16 protein-coding genes are annotated in these 19,158 nt (G+C 60.0%); 9 read left to right on the top strand and 7 right to left on the bottom strand.

The genetic code is table 11. The features are described from left to right. Positions 1–67: 67 nt before the first annotated feature. The 4 genes from thrC to IEV53_RS02500 all read left to right on the top strand — a co-directional run bounded on the left by thrC (position 68) and on the right by IEV53_RS02500 (position 5,138). A complete protein-coding gene (gene thrC / locus IEV53_RS02515; protein ID WP_188425182.1) occupies positions 68–1,474 on the top strand; it encodes a threonine synthase in 1,407 nt (468 codons plus the stop codon). A gap of 97 nt (positions 1,475–1,571) precedes the next feature. Further along, positions 1,572–2,837, top strand: coding sequence for a M16 family metallopeptidase (locus tag IEV53_RS02510; protein WP_188425181.1), 1,266 nt, complete (start codon positions 1,572–1,574; stop codon positions 2,835–2,837). Beyond that, entirely contained in the window at positions 2,834–4,174 is a 1,341-nt protein-coding gene (locus tag IEV53_RS02505; protein ID WP_188425180.1) for a TldD/PmbA family protein, read from the top strand. Before IEV53_RS02510 ends, IEV53_RS02505 begins: the two co-directional genes overlap by 4 nt. A gap of 58 nt (positions 4,175–4,232) precedes the next feature. After that, positions 4,233–5,138, top strand: a complete 906-nt coding sequence (locus IEV53_RS02500; RefSeq protein WP_371869813.1) for a Tim44 domain-containing protein — start codon at positions 4,233–4,235, stop codon at positions 5,136–5,138. A 737-nt stretch (positions 5,139–5,875) separates the two neighbouring features. On the opposite strand, the gene IEV53_RS02495 is transcribed toward IEV53_RS02500, so the two are convergent. From IEV53_RS02495 to IEV53_RS02485, 3 genes are all read right to left on the bottom strand, one after another. Further along, positions 5,876–6,817: a heme o synthase gene (locus IEV53_RS02495; protein WP_188425178.1), complete on the bottom strand. Its 942-nt coding sequence runs from the start codon at positions 6,815–6,817 to the stop codon at positions 5,876–5,878. Then, positions 6,814–8,022: a heme-copper oxidase family protein gene (locus tag IEV53_RS02490; protein WP_188425177.1), complete on the bottom strand. Its 1,209-nt coding sequence runs from the start codon at positions 8,020–8,022 to the stop codon at positions 6,814–6,816. The genes IEV53_RS02495 and IEV53_RS02490 overlap by 4 nt, the downstream gene beginning before the upstream one ends. Before the next feature lie 101 nt (positions 8,023–8,123). Continuing rightward, the gene (locus IEV53_RS02485) at positions 8,124–8,846 is read right to left on the bottom strand and encodes a class I SAM-dependent methyltransferase (protein ID WP_229719488.1); all 723 of its coding nucleotides are present in this window, start codon (positions 8,844–8,846) and stop codon (positions 8,124–8,126) included. 252 nt (positions 8,847–9,098) lie between these two features. On the opposite strand from IEV53_RS02485, the gene IEV53_RS02480 reads away from it, so the two are divergent. Then, positions 9,099–9,332: a hypothetical protein gene (locus tag IEV53_RS02480; protein WP_188425176.1), complete on the top strand. Its 234-nt coding sequence runs from the start codon at positions 9,099–9,101 to the stop codon at positions 9,330–9,332. 12 nt (positions 9,333–9,344) lie between these two features. On the opposite strand, the gene gshB is transcribed toward IEV53_RS02480, so the two are convergent. The 4 genes from gshB to uvrB form a co-directional block, all read right to left on the bottom strand. Further along, a complete protein-coding gene (gene gshB, locus IEV53_RS02475) occupies positions 9,345–10,325 on the bottom strand; it encodes a glutathione synthase (protein WP_188425175.1) in 981 nt (326 codons plus the stop codon). Between the two features lie 169 nt (positions 10,326–10,494). Continuing rightward, positions 10,495–10,989 carry a transcription elongation factor GreB gene (gene greB, locus IEV53_RS02470; protein ID WP_264784259.1) on the bottom strand — a complete coding sequence of 165 codons (495 nt, stop codon included), beginning with the start codon at positions 10,987–10,989 and terminating at the stop codon, positions 10,495–10,497. Continuing rightward, complete coding sequence (locus tag IEV53_RS02465) at positions 10,982–11,875, bottom strand: aldose 1-epimerase (protein WP_188425174.1); 894 nt, start codon at positions 11,873–11,875, stop codon at positions 10,982–10,984. The genes greB and IEV53_RS02465 overlap by 8 nt, the downstream gene beginning before the upstream one ends. Beyond that, entirely contained in the window at positions 11,872–14,088 is a 2,217-nt protein-coding gene (gene uvrB, locus IEV53_RS02460) for an excinuclease ABC subunit UvrB (RefSeq protein WP_188425403.1), read from the bottom strand. The genes IEV53_RS02465 and uvrB overlap by 4 nt, the downstream gene beginning before the upstream one ends. 79 nt (positions 14,089–14,167) lie before the next feature. Here uvrB and IEV53_RS02455 point away from each other — a divergent pair, with 79 nt between their 5' ends. The 4 genes from IEV53_RS02455 (at position 14,168) to glpK (ending at position 19,129) form a co-directional block, all read left to right on the top strand. Next, on the top strand, positions 14,168–14,947 hold the full coding sequence (locus IEV53_RS02455) for a DeoR/GlpR family DNA-binding transcription regulator (protein ID WP_188425173.1): 780 nt from the start codon (positions 14,168–14,170) through the stop codon (positions 14,945–14,947). A gap of 108 nt (positions 14,948–15,055) precedes the next feature. Next, positions 15,056–16,624 carry a glycerol-3-phosphate dehydrogenase gene (glpD, locus tag IEV53_RS02450; protein WP_188425172.1) on the top strand — a complete coding sequence of 523 codons (1,569 nt, stop codon included), beginning with the start codon at positions 15,056–15,058 and terminating at the stop codon, positions 16,622–16,624. A gap of 47 nt (positions 16,625–16,671) precedes the next feature. Next, positions 16,672–17,568 carry an MIP/aquaporin family protein gene (locus IEV53_RS02445; protein WP_188425171.1) on the top strand — a complete coding sequence of 299 codons (897 nt, stop codon included), beginning with the start codon at positions 16,672–16,674 and terminating at the stop codon, positions 17,566–17,568. Positions 17,569–17,632: 64 nt separating this feature from the next. After that, the gene (gene glpK / locus IEV53_RS02440) at positions 17,633–19,129 is read left to right on the top strand and encodes a glycerol kinase GlpK (protein ID WP_188425170.1); all 1,497 of its coding nucleotides are present in this window, start codon (positions 17,633–17,635) and stop codon (positions 19,127–19,129) included. The last annotated feature ends 29 nt before the right edge of the window (positions 19,130–19,158 follow it).

The raw sequence follows: 19,158 nt of genomic DNA, 5'->3' as shown, positions 1-19,158 counted from the left end.
CCCCCTCGCCTTTCCTCTCCTGTCGCGTCATTCTTCCCAATCGTGTCTCTGAATTATGAAGGCTAACATGCTGTACCGTTCCACTCGCGGCGCTGCGCGCCCGCGCTCCTTCTCGGACATTCTTCTCGCTGGTCTGGCTGAAGATGGTGGGCTGTACATGCCTGAAACCTGGCCGCGCTTCACGCCTGATGAATGGCGCGCCATGCGCAGCCTCTCCTACCCCGATCTGGCCGCGAAAATCCTCTCTGTCTTCGCTGCGGGCAGCATCGATCTGCCGACGCTGCAGCGTCTTTGCGCCAAGGCTTATGCCGGGTTCTCCCACGCAGCCATTGCACCGCTGGTGGAGGTCGAGAACGGGCTGTTCTCGATGGAGCTGTTCCACGGTCCGACGCTCGCCTTCAAGGATATGGCGATGCAGCTTCTGGGCCAACTCTTCGAGCATGTGCTGACAGAGCGCAACCAGCGCGTCACCATTGTCGGTGCGACCTCTGGCGATACCGGCTCGGCCGCCATCGAAGCCTTTCGTGGCAGCCCGCATCTTTCGGTAGCCATCCTTCACCCGATGGGCCGCACCTCGGATGTGCAGCGCCGTCAGATGACGACGGTCAAGGATGACAATATCCTGAACATCGCCGTCGAAGGCACGTTCGACGATTGTCAGGACATGGTGAAGGCAATGTTCGCCGATACACCCTTCCGTGACGAAATCGGGCTCTCGGCGGTCAACTCCATCAACTGGGCCCGCATTGCAGCCCAGATCCCCTATTACGTGCGTGCCGCTCTGATGATGGGAGCGCCCGACCGCGATATCTCCTTTGCAGTGCCAACAGGCAATTTCGGCAATGTGCTCGCCGCCTGGGCTGCCAGCCAGATGGGCCTGCCAGTCCGTCGCCTGTGCATCGGCTCGAACCGCAACGATATTCTCACGCGCTTTTTGACCAGCAATGACATGTCGATGCGCGCTGTCGAGCCCAGTCTCTCACCGTCGATGGATATTCAGGTCTCATCGAATTTCGAGCGTCTGCTTTTCGAAATGCTCGATCGTGACCCGCAAGCCTGTCAGGCAACCATGCTGGCCTTCCGCCAGACAGGGCACATGCCGGTCGATCAGGCTGCTTGGATGCGGGCCAAAGAGCGTTTTGGCGCCCTCATGCTCGATGACGAGGCGACCCTCGCCGAAATGAAGGCCCTTTACGACAATTCCGGCTATCTGGCCGACCCGCACACAGCAATCGGTCTCGCTGCCGGGCGCAGGGCCCAGGAGCCGGGCATTCCCATGATCGTGGCTGCCACGGCCCATCCTGCGAAATTCCCCGATGCCGTACGCAAGGCAACAGGCATCGATCCTGCCCTGCCGCCTCATCTGGCTGACCTCTTCTCACGCGAAGAGCGCTACGAGACGCTCGCCAATGAGCTGAACATTATCGAAGACGCCGTGCGCCGCCATATCAAGGCCCACACGCACACGGCCTGAACCTGACCAAATCGTGGGAGGGGGCTGGAATTCGCCCCCTCGACACGCCATCTCAGGTCAGATCCCGCTTTCAGTTTTTCAGGACCATCACCGCTCGATGACCGATCCGATCACCGTTACCACCCTTCCCAATGGCCTTACCGTCGTCACCGAAAGGATGGAGCGCGTCGAAACCGTTTCGTTCGGCGCCTATGTTGCCACAGGCACACGCAATGAAACCGCCGAAGAAAACGGCGTGTCGCATTTTCTCGAACATATGGCCTTCAAGGGTACCAAACGCCGCAGTGCAGCGCGTATTGCCGAGGAAATCGAGAATGTCGGCGGTCATATCAACGCCTATACCGCGCGCGAGCAAACGGCCTATTACGTCAAGCTGTTGAAGGAAGATCTGCCGCTTGGCATCGATATCATCGGCGATATCCTGACCCACAGCACCTTTCTCGAGCAGGAGGTCGAACGCGAGCGTGGCGTGATCCTGCAGGAAATCGGCCAGGCCAACGACACGCCTGACGACATTATTTTCGATAATTTCCAGGAAACTGCGTTCCGCGATCAGCCCATGGGCCGGCCCACGCTGGGCACTGAGGGCCTGATTGCGACAATGAAGCGCGAGACCATGATGCGCTATATGCAGACGCATTATACCACGCGCAACATGGTGATCGCGGCCGCTGGCAATCTGCGCCACGAGGCGGTGCTCGATCTGGTGCAGGAGCATTTTCGCGACCTGCCAGACCATCAGCCGCCCGAACGCGAAGGCTGCACCTATCTCGGGGGCGAGCATCGTGAGTCCCGCGATCTGGATCAGGCGCATCTCGTGCTCGGTTTTCCGTCGGTCAGCTATAATGACCCGGCCTATCACGCTGTCATGCTGCTCTCGACGGTTCTGGGTGGCGGCATGTCATCGCGCCTCTTCCAGGAGATCCGAGAAAAGCGGGGGCTGGTCTATTCGGTCTATTCCTTCGCGCTGCCTTTCCTCGATAGCGGTCTTTTCGGCATCTATGCGGGCACGGGCGAACAGGAAGCTGCCGAGCTGGTTCCTGTCATGCTCGACGAACTTCGTCGTCTCTCTGACGGAATCAGCGCCGAGGAAATCGCCCGGGCCCGCGCTCAGGTGAAGTCCTCGCTGCTGATGTCGCTGGAAAGCACGGGCAGCCGCTGCGAACAGATTGCACGCCAGATGCAGCTTTTCGGACGTATCATCGACACCAGCGAGACCGTGGCCAAAATCGACGCCGTCGATGAAGCGGCCATGATCCGTGCTGCCGAAACCCTGTTCCGCGCCCGCCCGACGCTGGCCACAATCGGCCCGGTCGGCGCCATTCCCTCTTTTGACGCCATCAGCCAGAGGCTTGTTGCATGAGCAAGGATCAGGAGCGCCTTTCCCAACTACTCGACGCGGCGAAACGCGCCGGGGCCGATCGGGCCGATGCGCTTCTGATAGCCTCGCGCTCGGTTTCAGCCATGTGTCGTCGGGGCGTTCCGGAAGGGCTCGAGCATTCCGAGACCATCCAGCTGGGTCTGAGGGTCTTTATCGGCAAGCGCGCCGCCAATGTCTCAGCCACTGCGCTCGACACAAGCCGCTTCGAGGCACTGGCCGAGCAGGCTGTCGCCATGGCACGCGTCGTGCCTGAAGACGCCCACACAAGCCTCGTCGACCCTGCGCAACAGGGTGTCTACGACATTGCCTCTCTCGATCTGGTCGATGCGGGCGAAGCTCCTGGTCTTGAAGCCCTGCTGGCAAGAGCACGCGAAGCCGAGGAAATCGCGCTCGGTTTTCCCGGCATTACCAACAGCAACGGCGCCTCGGCTGGTTACGGCCGGGTGGAAATCGCGCTTGCAGAAAGCGGCGGGTTTTCCGGTCGCTATGTTCAGACGAGCCATAGCAATGGCATCAGCGTGCTGGCAGGCGAAGGCCCGAGCATGCAGCGCGATTATGCCGGTCACAGCGCCCGGCACCTGAGCGATCTCGACTCAGCCGAAAGCCTTGGTCGTGAAGCGGCAGAACGCGCTCTGGCCCGCATGAACCCGGCCAAACCACGCACGGGGGCCTTCCCTGTCGTGTTCGATCGCCGTGTCTCGGCCAGCCTGCTCGGTCATCTGGCAGGGGCCATCAATGGCGCCTCGATCGCACGCGGCACGTCTTTCCTTTCCGCCCATCGCGGCAAACGCATCCTGCCGGAGGCGCTGAGCGTGATCGACGACCCGACACGCCCACGCGGTTTGCGCTCGAAGCCATTCGACGCCGAGGGTTTCCTGCCTTCGCCTTTCGCTTTCGTCGAAAACGGGGTCCTGCAGGACTGGATACTCGACAGCCGCTCGGCAATGCAGCTCGGTCTGGTGAATAACGGGCGTGCCTCGCGCAGTGTCGGCGGACCGCCCTCCCCGGCAGTCAGCAATTTCTTCCTCACCGGCGGCACCGGGTCGCGCGAGGCATTGCTCGCCGATATCGTCGAGGGTGTTTATGTAACCGAGATGATGGGCTCATCCATCAACGGGCTGACCGGCGATTACAGCCGTGGCGCCTCTGGATACATGATCCGTAACGGCCAGCTGGCCGAACCGGTGGCCGAGCTGACCATTGCGGGCAATCTCATCGATATGTTTGCGTCGCTGCGCGCTGCGGATGATCTTGAGTTCCGCCACGGCGTTGACGCTCCAACACTCAGAATTGACACAATGAGCGTTGCAGGAAGCTGAAGCGCTTTCCGTTCAGTCACAGAGGACTGAACCCGCAATGCGCTCACAAGGAGTTTTCATGTCCCGCCCCATTCTTCGTGCCTCCCTCCTGCTCCTGGCTCTGGCCCCGCTTCTGGCAGCCCCTGCCGACGCACGGCCAGGCGGTGGACGCTCCATGGGAAGTCGCGGCAGCCGCACCTATTCTCCGCCACCCATGACGCAAACGGCACCCTATGCCGCACGTCCCATGGAGCGCAGCTATGCACCTGCCGCGCCCTCACCTGGGATGAACGCGCCCTTCTCGCGCCCGATGGGGCAGCCCGGCTTTGCCCAGCGTCGACCTCTCATGACCGGCTTCATGGGCGGGCTGGTCGGCGCAGGTCTGTTCGGCATGCTTTCAGGCCACGGTTTCTTCGGCGGCGGTGGAGGCGGTTTTCTCTCCTTCATCGGGCTGCTGTTCCAGATTGCGATTTTCGGATTTCTGATCGTCATGGTGCTGCGCTGGCTGGCCAATCGTCGCAACGGTGGCGCCGGAGCACCACAGCGACCGGGTTTCTCCAGTGGAGCCGGAACGCCTGCTGTCACCCTGAGCAACAGCGATTATCAGAATTTCCAGCAGCTTCTGCTGGATATCCAGGCTGCTTGGAGCGCGCAGAACATGCGCGCCCTCTCCACCATGGCGACGCCCGAGATGGTATCGTATTTCAGCGAGCAGCTGGCCGATTATGCCAGCCGTGGCGCGCGCAATATCGTGTCTGACGTGCAGTTCATGCGCGGCGATCTGTCCGAAGCCTGGCGCGAGGGCAATATGACTTATGCGACCGTCGCGATGCAGTATTCGCTCTATGACGTGACAACCGATTCCTTCGGCAATGTCATTGACGGCAGCAAGACCGAGCGACAGGCCGTGACAGAACTCTGGACTTTCGTACGTGCCGACGGGCGCGGCAACTGGATCCTGTCTGCGATCCAGCAGGTAGGCTGATACGCGCTGGGGCGAGGCTTCACCCTCGCCCCACAGGGGACGGGCTATGGGCCTGTCGTCGTCACAAGATACATGGAGCCCGTGCTGCCTTTCGAGGGACGGCACGTCGGACCTCTTCGCCCGCCCTGGCTCTCTTATCAGGGCGCGTCGTTTCCAGATCCGCCCTTTCATTGCAACGATAGTCCTCTTGCCGCTGCCACTCTTTCTGACAGGGGCGGCAGGAGGCATGGTAGTTTCTCGATCTATCCAGGAATTGAGTGCATTCCCCAGCGCCACGCTTCCTCTGCCTGCGCTACCCCTGCAAGAAGACAAGTTCGTGCAGGTTTATGCGCTGGGCGAAATTCCTTGCAGGGATCTTATGCAGAGGCCCGAGCCGGGTATCGAGCAGCCTATGAGAAGAGAAAAACATGATTTCTTCCGAAACTCCCTCTCGCCCCTCCAGCACTGAAATCGGGAAGTAAGCCGGGATACGGAGGAAGTCAGACGATATACGGTGAAGACACGTGATATCGCCCGAAATCCAGAAAACAACGACTTAAGGCGTCGCGAGGCACACACCTCTTCTCCACCCAGCTCAGCCGAGACTTCTGAAACGACTTATCGCCCCCGAACCTGTGAGCGCCGTCTAGGTCAGAGACGCAGATAAGTCAGCGCGAAGAGCGAGACCATCACGAGCGAAAGACCGCCAAGCAGTCCCAAGATGCGCCCCTGACGATTGGAGACGACTTCTTGTTTCTTCATGGGAAAAGCACCCGGTCGATCAGCAGCGCCGAAAACAGAAAGAACAGATAGGCCAGGGAATACCGGAAGGCATAACGCGCTGGCTTGTCTGCCGTAAGACTGACGCCTTGGGCATCCTGTTTGTCGAGCAGTACGCGCAGAGCGAAGTAGATAAATCCGAGCCCGAGCACAGTTGCGCTGACTGTATAGATCATGCCGCAAAGATGCAGAAACGACGGCACCAACGACACAGCCATCAGAATGAGCGTGTAGACGAACACATTCCAGCGTGTATGGCGGGCACCCTTGACCACGGGCAGCATGGGAATGCCCGCCTTCGTGTAATCCTTGCAGGCATAAAGCGACAGCGACCAGAAATGCGGCGGCGTCCAGAGAAACACGATCGCGAACATGACAACAGGCAGAACGCTCATCGAGCCTGTCGCTGCCGCCCAGCCGATCATGGGCGGGAAAGCCCCAGCCGCCCCACCGATCACGATGTTCTGCGGCGTGCTGCGCTTTAGCCACATCGTGTAGATCACGGCATAGAAAAAGATCGAAAAGGCCAGAATGCCCGCTGCGAGTGCGTTGCTGGCAAGCCAGAGCAGCGCGACAGAAGCCAGAGAAAGCACGATGCCGTAAATCAGCGCGCCATCAGCATCCATGCGCGAGTCCGGGATAGGTCGCACTGCGGTCCGCTTCATGATCGCGTCGATATCGCGATCGTACCACATGTTGATGGCGCCAGCCGCCCCGGCCCCGACGCAGATGCACAGCATGTCGATCAGCCCCAGCGGGACGGATGGCCAGACAGGGGCAACTGCCATACCGGCGACCCCGGTGAAGACCACCAGCGAGATGACACGTGGCTTGAGCAGGGCAAGCCAGTCCTTGAGAGTCGCACCCTCTTCCCTGTCGAAGCTGTGCTGCGCTTCGGAAAGGCTCTGGGAAGCACTCATGAGAAATCAGCCTCTACGGCTGAGGGTTCAGAATGGGGCTGCCGTGGCAGCAACGCTCTGGCGCCAAGAACCGCGACGCAAAAAAGCGAGACGATCATGCCGATCTCGCCACAGCGCTGAAGCACCGGCAGGAGCGGCATCATGGCCAGAGCCGATACGCCCATGGCGACGAGATGTACGCGACAGAGCCAATGAGGCGCAGCAATCGACGGGATCTGCTCCTGCCAGCGATAATAACATCCAAACAACGCGAAGACGGCACCGAACAGCATTGCCGAATGGAAGGCCTCAGGCCTCACCGGAAAAAGGCTCAGAACCCATCCAGCGGAGAGCAAGAGCAGCGCGGGAAAGCTCCAGGAGAGAGCTGCGGTCAGGGCGAAACTACGGCCCCAGAGCGAAGCACAAATCAGGGCCATGATGCCGAAGGAGGGCGCAGCGACGCCCATCCCCAGAAGCCAGTCGTCTGAAAGCCTAGGCACCGTGACGCCATGGGCCCAGACCACCGGCACCAGAAGGCTCGGTATGGCCATCAGCAAAGGCAGGGTGATCTTGAGACGCGTGGAATGGAAAGCGACCAGATTGGCAATCGCACCCAGAGCAAGCTGCACGACAAGCGCCAGCACAGGCACCTGCAATTTACCCAGCCAGAACTGTACGCTGGCAAACCATGCGTGCCCTGCGACAAGATCATGGAGCAAGCCAGCCATGAAAACCGGCGCCATGACAATCAGCCCCAGAGAAGCAAGAAGCTGCGACCAGGCAAAAGGCGAGAGGTCACGAAACCGCACGACACGGCATTCGAGGCATTTGACGATGGTGGAAAGAGCCAGAAAGGTTGTGCCGAACCCCCACAAGGCGAGGGAGAAGACAAAAGCAGCCGGCTCGCGCGCGCCATAAACGGCGCTCAGGGCACCAACGAAAAGAAGCAGAAAAGCAAGACGATCAAATCGGACCATCAGGCCTGGAAGCGTCGTCAACTCGCCCGGCAGAACCAGACGTCCCATCCCTCCGAGGAAGGCAGGAATGAGTACGAAGAGGTCAAGAAGCAGGCCGTGGCTCAGAGCATGGAAGGGCCCGGCATTATGCGACACGGCCCCCAGAAATCCGCCAGCAAGACCGCAAAGGAGAGAGAGACCGAGAAAAGCGGCGCCATCGGCTCGAAACTGCGCGCCGTAAGAGCCCTTGGTGATCGACTGGTTTAACAAGCCCGGTTCCTCATGCAGTCCTCAAGGTCCCGACCGGAAAACGGTCTTGGGGGACCCTGTCGTCAAGGCCAGTCTGGTGTGAACTGTCGGGCACGTACGTGTCAGGCAACCAGGGCCGTCTCTTCCTTATTATCCATCTCGAGCGGCAATGTCACGAGTGTAAACAGACCAGCAGGCGGCACCGGCGTGATCAGGGCACGGCTCAGATCCTCGGGGGGCAGGAGCGATTCCATAGCGAAATCAGGGTGCCAGCCCAGAGAGCGCGAGGCACGTGCCATGCCGCGTTCAACGGCCAAGCGCACACCGCCCGTCGCCAGAAAATGATTGACGAACAGGATATGCCCGCCCGGCTTGACCACGCGCTTGAGCTCGCCAAGCAGGCGACGCGGGCTCGGCACAACAGACGCCACGAACATCGCAACCGCAATATCGAAGCTTCCAGCCTCGAAGGTAGTTGCCTCGGCGTCCATTTCCAGCAGATCGTCGACATTGCCGAGTTGCTGGTTGATCACGCGATGACGGGCACGCTCCAGCATCGCTTCGGACAGATCGATACCCGTGATGTGCTTGTCGCGATTATAATGGGGCAGCGCCAGACCGGTGCCGACACCGACCTCGAGAACGCGCTCACCCGGCAAGGCGTTGACTGCTGCGACGGCACGACGACGGCCGAAGGCGGAAATGCCACCGAAAACCGAGTCATAAACCTTTGCCCAACGCCGATAGGCCGCACGCACGGCATCTGCGTCGAGAGCGGAACGTGGCCGGGGATGGGCGTCGTCCATGGAGGCGGTCGGGTCGATCAAGGGGTCCGGTCGTGTCATCAGGCTTCGTTCGTCTGGTCGCGCAAAATCATAATTCCGTCCTGATACCTGTTTGAAACCCAGGCCTTCGGCCCGGGCGTTCGACATTTCGCCTGATGATCAGACAGCATGACAGGCATCGTCTTGCCTGATCGCTCTTAGACCATCTCGCCAGAACTGGCGAGAGGCGGTTTGCATTTCGTCACGTTCGCCGTCTAAAGGAAATGATACAGATAAGCGGGTCGAACAGATAGAAACGGAGAGAGGCAACACATGTCGCTCATGAATATAAGCCTCTTCCTTCTGGCATTAGGTTTGTGGGCATCGATCTATATCGTGCGTTTCAAGGAAGAATTAACCAAATGGTTCGTCAACCGCTTTGGCCGTGACAAGCCTCCCGAGATACCAGAAGGTGGGCCACCGAAGGTGACCCTGCCGTTCCGCTATACCGCCGCCTCTTCGATCTTCGCGACACCACCACAGGAACCCAATAAGAAAGAAGAGTGACGTCTCTTCGCCTTAGCTACGACCGATCCGCTGTTCGATGGCATCCCAGACCAGCCCGGCGCTGTTCATGTCATTGAAGCGATCCAGTTCCTGAAGCCCGGTGGGTGACGTCACATTGATTTCGGTGAGCCACTCGCCAATCACGTCGATACCCACGAAAATCAGCCCATTTTCACGCAGATGTGACCCGATACGCTCGCAGATCTCTTCATCGCGCCTGGTCAGCGCCACGGCTTCTGCCCTGCCACCCACATGCATGTTCGACCGTGCCTCGCCCGTTGCAGGCACACGATTGATCGCGCCGATCGGCTTGCCATCGACCAGAATGATACGCTTGTCACCCTTGCGCACCAGCGGTTCGTAGCGCTGGATCATGAGCGGCTCACGCGAACGGCTGAAATGCAGTTCGAGAAGCGACGCGAAATTCTCATCCCCTTCGCGAATACGGAAGATACCGGCGCCCCCGTTGCCATAAAGTGGCTTGAGAATCACATCGCCATAGCGGGCACGGAACTGGGTCAGCGCCTCACGGTCCCAGGTCACGAGAGTGGGCGGCATCAGATCGGGATAATGCGTGACCAGAAGCTTTTCAGGCGCGTCACGGACGGATTTCGGATCGTTGACGACCAGCGTCTTCCCTTCGCCGACACCATGCACATGCTCAAGCATGTGAGTGGCCGTGATATAGCCCATGTCGAAGGGCGGGTCCTGCCGCATCAATACGGCATCGGTCGCGCCAAGGTCGAGCCGCATCTCTTCACCGAAGCTTGCATGGCCGCCCTGAACACGCTGCACCTTGACCGCGCGCGCGCGCGCAGACAAACGGCCCATGGTCGCTTCGGCACCCCCCTCACCCAGGCAAAGAGACTCGACGGGATAGACGAAGAGTTCATGCCCCCGACGCTGGGCCTCGAGCATAAGGGCGAAAGTCGAATCTCCGTTGATATTGACGTGTTCGAGCGGGTCCATCTGAACGGCTATTCTAAGCGCCATCGACCTAGTCCTTTCGGTCCTGAAAAACTCACTGGGGTCACCTGTGCAGCTCGCACCCCCATGCCCCATGATCTGGGCCCATCATTGTTTAAGCTCTAGCAGAGCGTCTGGTCGTTTCCTATGACGGATCGATACTGCCTCACCCCGTCCCTCTCGCCTGCGAGGCTCCTCAGGGATAGGTGATGGAAAGCACTTCCAGCATCACCGGCCCGCTCGGGGTCTGAAGACTGACCTCATCTCCCACCCGGCTTCGCATGAGCGCACGGGCCACAGGGGAGACCAGACTGATCTCACGTCGTGTCAGATCTGCCTCGTCGCAGCCAACAATTGTGACGTCATGCGTCACGTCCTCTTCATCGACGTAAGACACGCTGGCGCCGAAAAAGACGCGGTCGCGGGTCGTCTGTGAGGCCGGATCTATAACGAGCGCATGCTCAAGCCTCTTGCTGAGAAATCGCGCCCGTCGGTCGATCTCGCGCAGACGACGTTTGCCGTAGAGATAGTCTCCATTTTCGCTCCGATCGCCATTTCCCGCTGCCCAGGAGACAATCTCGACAATTTTCGGGCGCTCGACCTGCATGAGTTCGCGCAGTTCCTCGCGCATTCGTGCCGCCCCTTGCGGGGTGAGATAGAGCGCCAGAGGCGTCTTGGAATGATCAGCCACGCAATTCTCGCAGCTTGTAGCGGATCACGCCTGAGATATTCGCGCCCGGAGCAAGAACATGCACGCCGTTTTCCAGCAGGTCGGGGTGGTTGAGCCCGTTATTCATGTTGCTGACGGCCTCGACCGCAACGAAGGGCTTTTCCGGCGCGGTGAAGACAACCAGATGCTGGAATACGGGGTCAGCCTCTATGGTCACCTCGTAGCCAGCGGATTGATAACCCAGAACTGTCTTGCCTCCCCACCCGGCAAAGCAGTTATCGAGCCGCGTCTCGCCGATAGTGCGGGCTGTGGCGAAATTCCATGTTCCCTCGCAGGCAATCTGCCCGATCGGAAGCATATCCGGCCCGTTTTCCCAGACGCTGGAAGCCGCAAACTGCATGGTCATGTCATCGCTGCGCGCGAAAAAGGGATGGAAACCCATTCCCACAGGCTGGGCGCGCGTGTCGCGGTTCGCGATGAGCATTTCCACACTCAGCCCGTCACGGTGCAGAACAAAAGACAGTACGGCACGATAGGCAAAAGGCCATTGCGCCGGGTCGTCTCCCTTTGCAGGGTTGTGGTCGAGGAACAGAATGGCCCGTTCCGAATCATGTTGCGCGACCTGCCACTCACGCTCCCAGCCATTGCCGTGAATGGCATTGGACTCAGCGCTAAAATTCTTTGCAAGCGTATAATCAACGCCCTCAAAGCTGAATTTTCCGTCGCCGATGCGGTTAGAAAATGGCACGAGAGGATACCCCGCCACCGGCGTATTCTTCTGAGCGGCGAGATTGGGGTCGGCTGTCGGCACGAGCAGATCACGACCGCGCAGACGCCAGAAAGCGAGGCTGCCGCCAAGGCCAGGCAATAATCCAAGATGGGCCTCACCCAGTTTGAGCTCGATCATCCTGCTTTCCTCCTGCCGCCCCGCTTTTTCGCAGGGTCGTAGCCACCGCCGCCCGGGCCAAGCGGTCGCGGCGTTTTATCCTTGCTTTTGAAAGAGCTACGCCCCGCCGTCGAACTCGGCAAGGGGGGCGGCTCGAGCCCGAGATCGATTGCCTCAAGGCGCTTGATTTCATCACGCAGCCGTGCGGCCTGCTCGAAGTCGAGATCGGCAGCCGCCGCGCGCATGCGCTTTTCCAGATCCTGAATGGAGGCGCCAAGCGATTTGCCGACGAATTCCTGCGTGTCGCCCGCAGCATCGGGGCCAACGGTGACATAATCCTGCTCGAACACGGAAGAGAGCGCGTCGCCGATACGCGAGCGCACGGTCTGCGGGGTGATGCCATGGGCCTCGTTATAGGCAATCTGGCGCGCACGGCGGCGAGCGGTCTCATCAATTGCAAACTCAAGCGAGCCGGTCATCTTGTCGGCATAGAGCAGAACGCGCCCGTCGACGTTACGTGCGGCACGCCCGATGGTCTGGATCAGCGAGGTGCGGCTACGCAGAAACCCTTCCTTGTCAGCATCGAGAATGGCAACCAGAGCACATTCCGGAATATCGAGCCCCTCTCGAAGCAGGTTGATCCCGACCAGCACGTCGAAAGCGCCAAGACGCAGATCACGGATGATCTCGATACGCTCGAGCGTGTCGACGTCAGAATGCAGATAACGCACCTTGATCCCGGCCTCACCGAGATATTCCGTCAGATCCTCAGCCATGCGCTTGGTGAGCGTGGTCACCAGAACACGCCCACCAGCGGCGATGGTGTCACGGGCCTCGGCCAGAAGATCATCCACCTGCCCTTCGACCGGGCGAACGATGGTCACCGGGTCGATCAGACCTGTCGGTCGGATGATCTGCTCGGCAAAGACGCCGCTCGTCCGCTCCATCTCCCAGGGGCCGGGCGTTGCGGAAACGAACACGCTCTGCGGACGCAGGGCCTCCCACTCCTCGAATTTCAGGGGGCGGTTATCGAGGCAGGAGGGCAGACGAAAGCCATATTCAGACAGGACGGATTTACGCGCATGGTCGCCACGCGCCATGCCGCCGATCTGCGGCACGGTAACATGGCTCTCATCGACGATCAGCAGTGCATCTTCGGGCAGATATTCGAACAGCGTCGGCGGTGGGTCACCAGGCCCACGCCCCGAGAGATAGCGCGAGTAGTTTTCGATGCCTTTGCAGGCGCCGGTCGTCTCGATCATTTCGAGATCGAAAATGGTGCGCTGCTGCAGTCTTTCGGCCTCGAGCAGCTTCCCGGCAGCGTTCAGCTCGTCGAGGCGCTGGCGCAACTCGGCCTTGATGCCAATCATGGCCTGATTGAGCGTCGGGCGAGGCGTCACATAATGCGAGTTGGCGTAGACACTGATTTCGGAAAGCTCAGCCGTCTTGTTGCCAGTCAGCGGGTCGAATTCGATAATGGCCTCGATCTCGTCCCCGAACAGCGAGACGCGCCAGGCGCGGTCTTCATTCTGCACCGGGAAAATATCGATCTGCTCCCCACGCACGCGAAACGTGCCGCGCTCGAAGGCCGCATCGTTACGACGATACTGAAGCTCGACCAGTGCCTTGATAAGGCGATCACGATCGATACTCCCCCCGGCTTCGAGCCTGACCACCATGCGTGAATAGGTCTCGACCGAACCGATACCGTAGATGCAGGATACGGAGGCGACTATGATGACGTCATTGCGCTCAAGCAGCGCCTGCGTCGCCGCATGGCGCATACGGTCGATCTGCTCGTTGATCTGACTGTCTTTTTCAATATAGGTGTCAGAGCGCGGCACATAGGCTTCTGGCTGGTAATAATCGTAGTAGGAAACGAAATATTCCACCGCGTTATCCGGGAAGAACTGCTTCATTTCCCCGTAGAGCTGGGCCGCCAGGGTCTTGTTCGGTGCAAGAATAAGTGTCGGCTTCTGGGTCGCCTCGATGACTTTCGCCATGGTGAAGGTCTTGCCCGACCCGGTCACGCCCAGCAGCACTTGATCGACCTCACCATCGTCAACGCCGCGCACCAGTTCCGCAATCGCGGTTGGCTGATCGCCGGCCGGGTCATAATCGGATTTGACCACCATGCGGCGCAGCTTCTCCTTGACAGGCTGCCGCTCGGGCCTGAACCCCACGAGCCTGTGTTCGGGGATTGCTTCCATAGTGGATCGTGATGCTGTCGCCATGGCTGGGAAATGGGCTTTCAAGAGCGTCGTCGCAAGTGCAGGATTGTAGGCTTCAACGCAGCATGACAGACAGGGGTTCATGATGCATGACACGCTCAACACGCCCCGCCATCGACAGATCGTTGCGCTCGTTCAGGCGCATGGCTTCATGTCCAATGAGGATCTCGCCCAGCGCCTTGGCGTGACGGTGCAGACAATACGGCGCGACCTCAATGCCTTGGCCGAAACCGGCCATGTCGCCCGCTATCATGGCGGCGCGAGCCCGACATCATCGACAGAGAACATCGCCTATGGCGAGCGCCAGACACTGCATTCACGCGCCAAGGACGCCATAGGCGCCTGCGCTGCAGCCCTCATTCCTGACGGCAGCTCGCTTTTCATCAATATCGGCACCACGACCGAAGCCTTTGCCCGCGCCCTGACGGGCCATCGCGATTTGCATGTCATCACCAATAACCTTCATGTGGCAGTGGCACTCTCTCCAAGGCGTGATTTTCGCACAGTCCTCGCCGGGGGGCTCGTCCGCCCTCAGGATGGGGGCATCATCGGCGCCGGGGCCACTGAATCGCTGTCAGGATTTAGGGCTGATTTTGGTGTGATCGGTATCAGCGGCGTGGAAGAAGACGGCACGCTTCTCGATTTCGACCTCGACGAAATCCAGTGCGCGCGTGCGATCATGCGGCATGCGAGACGCGTCATCCTCCTAGCCGACCATACGAAATTCACCCGCAAGCCGGTAGGTCGTGTCGGCGACCTGTCGATGATCGACGATTTCGTGACAGACCGGATACCATCCGCAGAATTCCGAGCACAGCTGGAGAAGGCCAACGTGACACTTCACGTGACGGATAACGTTTGAAGAGCACACTATAACACAAGAACGTTATCTCTAACGTTTTATGTTCGTTTATTTTCGTTTTTGCTCTATCAGGACCTTCGCAGTCGCTTTTAACGAAGGCTCCCTTTCATGACGACTCATGCTGACTCCTCCCAGACCAAAACCATCCATGATCTTCTGATCATAGGCGGCGGCATCAATGGAGCAGGCATCGCGCGCGACGCCGCCGGGCGCGGGCTGAAGGTCATGCTGGTCGAAAAAGACGATCTCGCCAGCCATACCTCCTCGGCCAGTACCAAGCTCATCCATGGCGGTTTGCGTTATCTCGAATATTACGAGTTTCGTCTCGTGCGCGAGGCCCTGAATGAGCGCGAACGCCTGCTGAAAATTGCGCCGCATATCATCTGGCCCATGCGCTTCATTCTGCCGCACTCCGCCATGCTCCGCCCCGCCCGGTTGCTGCGGACCGGGCTTTTTCTCTACGACAATCTGTGCCGCACCATGACACTGCCAAAAACACGCAGCCTCCGTCTGCAGGACGAGGCAGCGGGCCGTGTGCTTCGCCCGGACTATGTGCGCGGCTTTGAATATTCGGATGGCTGGGTACAGGACAGCCGTCTCGTGGTGCTCAACGCGCAGGATGCTGCCCGTCGCGGCGCCACAATCTGCACGCGCACCAGACTGATCAGCGCCAAGCGCCATCAGAACCATTGGGTCGCCATTCTGGAAGACACGCTGTCGGGTGAAACGCATCAGGTCACCGCACGTGCCCTGATCAATGCTGCTGGCCCCTGGGTGGCGGAATTGCTGCAGGACAGGCTCTCGATCGAAAGCCGCAATCACGTGCGCCTTGTGAAAGGCAGCCACATTGTCGTGCCAAGGCAGTTCGATACAGAGCAGGCCTATATTCTGCAGAACCCGGACAAGCGTATCGTCTTTGCCATCCCCTATGAGAAAGATTTTACCCTCATCGGCACAACCGACATCCCCTGGGACCAGGACCCCGGCTCGGTCACCATCAGTGCGGATGAGATTGCCTATCTCTGCGAAAGCGTGAACCGTTACTTCAAACGCGCGATCACCCCCCAGGATGTCGTCTGGAGCTATGCCGGTGTGCGGCCGCTCTATGACGACCATTCGGGCAGCGCTTCTGCCGTTACACGTGATTATCGCCTCGATATCGACCACAGTGCCGCCCCCGTCCTGTCGGTCTTTGGCGGCAAGATCACGACCTATCGCAAACTCGCCGAGCACGCCCTTGAGAAGCTCGCCCCCCATCTCAAGGGGCTGACAACCATTTCCTGGACGGCTGACGCGCCGTTGCCGGGCGGTGACTTCCAGCGCGCGGATTTTGACAAATACGTCGCCTCCGTCCAGCGCCGGGTGGCTGGCCTTTCGCAGCAGACAGCAACAAGACTGGTGCGCAATTACGGCACGTTGATCGAGACGGTCATGCTGCCCCCTAAAACCGGGGGCGCATCTCTGGGCGCGCTCATAGGGGCCGATCTGCATGAGGGTGAAGTCGATTACCTCATGACGCATGAATGGGCCCGAAGCGCCGAAGATATTCTCTGGCGACGCTCGAAACTCGGCCTGCGCTTCAGTTCCGAAGACGTCACGAAATTGCAGGATTACATGGCCCGCCGCCTTCAGCAGAACGCCGCAGGCCAGGAAACCGATGACAAAGAGGTCGCCTGACCTCTTCCACCCGCTCCCCCCTCACTCTGGCTGACGGACAGACTCTCATGTCAGAAAGAAAACGCTATCTCGGCGAGCTGATCGCCGAATTCATCGCCGTCATGATCATCATCATTTTCGGCGACAGCGTCGCGGCGATGATCGTGCTTTACGATCCCAACCCTTATCAGAACGCCTATTGGGGCGTGGCCATTGTGTGGGGGCTTGGCGTCACCTTTGCGATTTATGCAACCGGGGCTGTCAGTGGCACCCATGCAAACCCCGCCGTCACTCTGGCCCTCGCACTCTATCGCGGTTTCTCATGGAAAAAGGTTCTGCCCTACTGCGCCGCACAAGTGCTGGGCGGCATTGCCGGTGCCGCCGTGGTCTATCTCAATTTCCATCCTGTCATCGACCATTACAACCTGACCCATCATTTCACCCGCGCAGGCGATGGGGGTGCAGCGGGCGTGTTCTTCACCCATCCCGGCCTTGCCGTGACAGCCATGCATTCCTTCGTGGTGCAGATTGTGCTGACGGGTGTGCTGGTCTTCGGCATCTTCGCCATTACCTGCCAGTATAACACCATGGCCCCGCAGGCGAATTCCGGCGCGCTCATTATCGGACTACTGGTTGCGGCCATTGGCGCCTCATCCGGTTTTCTCGATGCCTGGGCCATCAACCCTGCACGTGACTTCGGCCCGCGCACCTTCGCCTTCTTCGCCGGCTGGGGTGCCTCGGCCTTTCCGTCTCCGCAACATTACTGGTGGGTGCCGATTGCAGGCCCGCTTGTCGGTGGTGTTGTCGGCGCGGGCATCTATCAGTTTACCCTTCGTCCCTTCATGCCGAATTACACAGCGGATCTCCCGGCGCCCCCTGTGCCCGATCGGGCGCCGACAACCGCCGCCCCGCCCCGTGCCGAGCCAGTCTATATGGCGCCCAACAGCGTAACGCCTGCTCCCTGAACCACGCCCCTCTGCCGCCTCATATTCACTGCGCATCCCACGGATGCCAGGAGGAGTTTCCCCCATGACCCAGAAGACCCATATCCTTGCCATCGACCAGGGCACGACCTCGACGCGCAGCATCGTTTTCGACAACAAGGCGAAAGCCCTCTCCCTGTCGCGCCGCGAATTTGCCCAGCATTACCCGGCTCCCGGCTGGGTAGAGCATGATGTCGAGGATATCTGGCGCGATGCGCTCGAGACAGCGCGCGAGGCCATTGCTGCCTCCGGCGGGGTTGATTACATCGCTGGCCTGGGTATCACGAGCCAGCGCGAGACCATCGTCTTGTGGGAGCGCGCCACCGGCAAGCCGGTGCATCGCGCCATTGTCTGGCAGGACCGCCGGACGGCTCCGTTCTGTGCCGAACTCAAGCGCGATGGGGCAGAAGAAATCGTTCGCGCCAAGACCGGCCTGCTGCTTGACCCCTATTTTTCTGCCAGCAAGATCACCTGGCTGCTCGATAACGTCTCAGGGCTGCGCGACCGCGCCGAAGCTGGCGAACTGGCCATGGGCACGATCGACAGCTTCCTGCTCTGGCGTCTGACCGGCGGCGCCGTTCATGCAACCGACGTGACCAATGCCAGCCGCACGGCCCTGTTCAATATCCACACGCAGGACTGGGACGCCGATCTGCTGGCCCTGTTCCGTGTCCCGGCGGCCCTTCTGCCGAAGCTGTGCGACAATAGCGGACAACTCGGCATGACGGCGCCAGATCTGTTTGGTGCATCCATTCCCATCGGCGGCATGGCGGGCGATCAGCATGCGGCCCTCGTGGGGCAGGCCTGTTTCGAACCCGGCATGGCGAAAGCAACCTATGGCACGGGCTGCTTCATGCTGCTCAATACGGGCGATAAACCGGTCACCTCGCATCATCGCCTGCTCACGACCATCGGTTATCGCATCAACGGCAAGACGACCTACGCGCTGGAAGGCTCGATTTTCGTGGCAGGTGCTGCCATCAAATGGCTGCGTGACGGGCTGCATCTGATCACCCACGCCTCTCAGACAGATGACATGGCAACCCGCGTGCCTGACAGTCATGGGGTATATATGGTCCCGGGCTTCGTGGGCCTCGGCGCGCCTCATTGGGACCCCGATGCGCGCGGGCTCATCTGCGGCCTTACTTTGGGCTCGACCGAGGCCCATATAGCCCGCGCCGCACTGGAATCGGTTGCGTATCAGACTTTCGACCTGGCCCATGCAATGCGTGAAGATGGCGCCATGCAAGCCCAGACCCTGCGTATCGACGGGGGCATGTCGGCCAATGACTGGTTCTCGCAGTTTCTCGCCAATATTCTCGACACCAAGGTACAGCGCCCGTCCGACCTCGAAACCACGGCTCTGGGTGCCGCCTTTCTGGCCGGTCTGGCAACCGGCGTCTGGAACTCGCTTGAGGAAATCACCACCATCTGGACGCAGGAAAGGCTTTTCGAGCCCAAAATCGAGCCTGCGCTTCGCATCGAACTTCTGCGCGGCTGGCAGGATGCGGTACGCCGCACACTGACCCCACAAGCCCATTGAAAAATCTGAAACCGACGCGAGGAAACCCT

It is taken from the genome of Asaia siamensis, from assembly GCF_014635085.1.
Classification (GTDB): domain Bacteria; phylum Pseudomonadota; class Alphaproteobacteria; order Acetobacterales; family Acetobacteraceae; genus Asaia; species Asaia siamensis.
Note: the sequence above shows the minus strand (reverse complement) of the source record. Positions and strands in the feature narration are given on the sequence as shown.